Source organism: Okeania sp., from assembly GCF_983059655.1.
The window spans coordinates 1-3,326 of sequence record NZ_CEZPJD010000846.1 but is presented as its reverse complement, the minus strand read 5'-3'; the positions used below and the strand labels follow the sequence as shown (position 1 = coordinate 3,326).

Below are 3,326 nucleotides of genomic sequence, written 5' to 3'. Positions count from 1 at the left end.
CGCTCTGCTGAATAATTACCACTGAAGGGCTAACATTTGATGGAGCATTTTTTGGGAGGGAGGGGAAGATATAATACTGACCATCTGTATCAAATAGAAGTCGCCAGATAATTTGGAGAGATTTAGGCTGAGTTTTGTCATTGTAATCTCGTAGGAATAACTCTTTATATAATTCTATATCTCCGATTACTCGAAAATTACTCCTATTCGGGTCGTCTGTCAAATCATTAATTTTTCTGCCTAATGGTAGTTGATTTTCTGGAGTTATTAAAGTGACTACTGGAAGAGATGATGTTTCGTTGCGCGAATCTCGAATAGCATCAACTTTTCCCTGATGTTGACCGAGGACGAATAAGGCTGTTAATAACCAGGCGACTATGACTATTTCATTAATTAAAACTTTGTCATATTTTTCATCATTAATTGGTTGAAAATTGGGAAATGAAAGGAGGGTACGATTAATTATATGGTGTTTGGTTTTCAATGTTTTTCGTAACAACCAAGAAATTATTTGATTAATAATATTTGCCAATCCTTGGGTAAAAAATTGAATTATTTTGAAACTAATTATGATGATGATAAAAGTGGCGATCGCTATCTTAATAGTGCGCAAGATAGTAGAAATATCTCCGCTAGATATGTTGCCGAAAAATACTTGTATTGGCACAATTAAAAATGATTCAAATGGTAAATCTAGAGTAGTTACTTCTAGTTGAAAATAACTGAAGTAAGCCCAACGATAAATCCAACCTGTGAAATATAAGCCTACTCCTAATACACTTAATAAACTAGCTATTTTAGCAAACATTTTCTATAAATTCTGATTTTTTTATAATTTTATACTAACAACTTTTAACTTTATGCAATGGTGTGTTACGAATGTTTTTGGATGCTTGCTCAAATCCCCTAAGTTCTGCAGGGGCGAACGGCCGTTTGCTTCGCATACTTCGTAACGCCCCTACTTTGTTAAGGCTACCTCCGGAAAATTTCACTAACACAGTGGTTAAACATATTAGTAGTAATTAATATTTTTATCTGGTATAACTATGAAGATAAATAAAATTATCATAATTTTCCTCATGATCTGCCTAATTTTAGGAGTCCAAGATAGAAGACAAGTAATTGCTAACCCTAAACTTATTGTAGAAGCTGAAGCTAAATCAACCGAAAAACCTATTCCTTTTTCCTTCCCTACTAAGGCAACAGTTGTACTAAAAGATGGTGATAGTAGATCGGGTAAAGTAACAGATATTAATTCTCAAAATATTACTATTAAAAAAGGTGAGAGCATTGTTGAAGAAGCGATCGCTAATATTGACTGGATTGAATTTAATAGAGAAATTTGGTGGCCAGCTTCTAGTAAGTTTATTAAGCTTCGTGGGGATGAAGTAGAGATGAAAGGTACACCCCGACGTTTTCAATTACGAATGGATGGCTTGGAATGGGAGGATGCAGAAAAAGGTGTTGCAGTTGTTAAAATGGAAACTGTGGTTTGGTTTGATGACAGAAAATGTCCATGTCGAACTATTATCAGGGAGCCTAAAAAAAGTCGTTATATTGTTAGTAAGATGGAGTTTAAACCGCAGGAACAAATTTTAATTATTACTGCTACTTCTCTATCAAGAACAGAATAGATTTTTCTAGAAAAGAGGGGTTCATTAATTGATAATGGATAATTGATAATTACCTCTGGTTAAAACCGTTCTTGATTGAATATAAGGAATATTTTCTTTTTTTTTCCCTTTAAAAGGGGAGGCTTTAAACCAAAATTATTTAATTATTAATTATTGATTATTCGGTAAAGAACAATAATTTCTAGAAATTAATAGTTAAGTTTTCACAATTTGCCGACCATATTTTTTACAAGTTTAATGTTCATAATCTTTGGAATAATAATTATGCTATCTGTCGAAGAACTAATTAAAGAAGCTTTGTCTTTACCGAATATACAGAGGTCACTTTTAGTTGAAAAGTTGATTGAAAGTCTGGAGTTTGACATAGATGAAACTATTCAAACTACTTAGATAAATGAGGCTAAAAAACGTCGAAATGAAATTAAGAATGGTGATATTTTACCCATCCCTGGAGAGGAAGCTTTAGCTGAAGTAAGGCGAATTTTAGAATAATGAAATATGTTTTTCATCCTGCTGCTTTAACAGAATATTCTGAAGCTGTTGAATTTTATGCAGAGCGTCGAGTAGAAATTGCACAGACATTTATTAATGCTGTGGAAAATACAATATTCAAAATAGTTGATATAATTATTAATTGTTAATTATTAATTGTTGAACATGAGCATTATTATTTCCGATCAAATTTTGTGTGCGACTAGAATGACGGAATCTGAGATGAAACTGGAAATAGCTGTTATGCTTTTCCAAAAAGAAAAACTGACTTTAGGTCAAGCTAGTCGGTTTGCTGACATGAATAGAATTGCTTTTCAGCATTTATTAGCTAGTCGTCAAATTCCAGTTCATTATGACATAAAAGATTTGGAAAAAGACATTAAAAACTTACAAGAGATGGGGATATTATGATTATTGTTAGCGATACTTCAGCTATCAATAACTTAGCCTCTATTAACCAATTAAATCTGTTGCAGCAAATATACGGTAATGTGATTATTCCTACAGCAGTTTACAAAGAATTGACAGAAACAACTTTTCCGGTAGCTGGTGCAACTGAAGTTCAAACATATAGTTGGATTTCAATTCGCTCAGTTACTAACCAAACTATAGTAGAACTTTTGGAAAAAGAACTAGATCCGGGTGAAGTTGAAGCCATTGCTTTGGCAGTAGAAATGTCAGCAGATAAACTTTTGATTGACGAGCGTCAGGGTAGGGAGGCAGCAGAGAGATTAAATTTACGATGTACAGGGGTTTTAGGAGTTTTAATTGCGGCTAAAGGTCGAAAACTGATTCCTGAAGTTAAACCTTTGTTAGATCAGCTCATTCATCAAGCTGGTTTCTGGGTAGCAAAACCTCTGTACAACCAAGTCTTGAAAATTGCTGGGGAATATAGTTAATCAATGTTGTAGTAGTGGTTGGTTAAGATTCAATTTTTAGCCAGTGGGAGCATCTTGCTCCCGTTATGGTTTTGCTCCTGTATTGCGTGAGCGAGACGCTCACACTGTGTTTTCTCCCGCACTATTTTCTTTTCTTTTTTTCAAAGGAGTTTTAATGATTTTGATTTTCCCTTGCCATTCTTTCTCAAATTGCTTTTGTCTCTCCAGACAATCAGCTAATATTAATTCCGGATCGTAGTTAAAAGCTTTAGAGGATATCTGAAAAGTTTTTTGATACTGAATTTTGCCCCCCGAGCAAGCC

At 33.9% G+C, this 3,326-nt stretch carries 7 protein-coding genes; 5 read left to right on the top strand and 2 right to left on the bottom strand.

Annotated elements, in window-relative coordinates; all coding sequences use genetic code 11:
* Positions 1-808: hypothetical protein (locus AC3DU7_RS29225; protein ID WP_488042760.1), on the bottom strand; the 808-nt coding region annotated here is incomplete at its 3' end.
* 238 nt (positions 809-1,046) lie between these two features.
* On the opposite strand from AC3DU7_RS29225, the gene AC3DU7_RS29220 reads away from it, so the two are divergent.
* The 5 genes from AC3DU7_RS29220 (at position 1,047) to AC3DU7_RS29200 (ending at position 3,025) form a co-directional block, all read left to right on the top strand.
* Complete coding sequence (locus AC3DU7_RS29220; RefSeq protein ID WP_488042759.1) at positions 1,047-1,634, top strand: hypothetical protein; 588 nt, start codon at positions 1,047-1,049, stop codon at positions 1,632-1,634.
* A 264-nt stretch (positions 1,635-1,898) separates the two neighbouring features.
* Positions 1,899-2,024: a hypothetical protein gene (locus AC3DU7_RS29215; RefSeq protein WP_488042758.1), complete on the top strand. Its 126-nt coding sequence runs from the start codon at positions 1,899-1,901 to the stop codon at positions 2,022-2,024.
* Between the two features lie 101 nt (positions 2,025-2,125).
* The gene (locus tag AC3DU7_RS29210) at positions 2,126-2,275 is read left to right on the top strand and encodes a hypothetical protein (protein WP_488042757.1); all 150 of its coding nucleotides are present in this window, start codon (positions 2,126-2,128) and stop codon (positions 2,273-2,275) included.
* A gap of 16 nt (positions 2,276-2,291) precedes the next feature.
* Positions 2,292-2,537, top strand: a complete 246-nt coding sequence (locus AC3DU7_RS29205; RefSeq protein ID WP_488040043.1) for a UPF0175 family protein — start codon at positions 2,292-2,294, stop codon at positions 2,535-2,537.
* Positions 2,534-3,025 (top strand): PIN domain-containing protein, encoded by a 492-nt coding sequence (locus AC3DU7_RS29200; RefSeq protein ID WP_488042756.1) that lies wholly within the window; start codon positions 2,534-2,536, stop codon positions 3,023-3,025. Before AC3DU7_RS29205 ends, AC3DU7_RS29200 begins: the two co-directional genes overlap by 4 nt.
* 99 nt (positions 3,026-3,124) lie before the next feature.
* On the opposite strand, the gene AC3DU7_RS29195 is transcribed toward AC3DU7_RS29200, so the two are convergent.
* A partial coding sequence (locus AC3DU7_RS29195; protein WP_488042755.1) for a hypothetical protein occupies positions 3,125-3,326 on the bottom strand: 202 nt, incomplete at its 5' end.

What these genes read in the sequence shown, in the direction of transcription:
- AC3DU7_RS29220 (WP_488042759.1), top strand. Translation starts at nt 1,047, where the DNA reads ATGAAGATAAATAAAATTATCATAATTTTCCTCATGATCTGCCTAATT.
- AC3DU7_RS29215 (WP_488042758.1), top strand. Translation starts at nt 1,899, where the DNA reads ATGCTATCTGTCGAAGAACTAATTAAAGAAGCTTTGTCTTTACCGAAT.
- AC3DU7_RS29210 (WP_488042757.1), top strand. Translation starts at nt 2,126, where the DNA reads ATGAAATATGTTTTTCATCCTGCTGCTTTAACAGAATATTCTGAAGCT.
- AC3DU7_RS29205 (WP_488040043.1), top strand. Translation starts at nt 2,292, where the DNA reads ATGAGCATTATTATTTCCGATCAAATTTTGTGTGCGACTAGAATGACG.
- AC3DU7_RS29200 (WP_488042756.1), top strand. Translation starts at nt 2,534, where the DNA reads ATGATTATTGTTAGCGATACTTCAGCTATCAATAACTTAGCCTCTATT.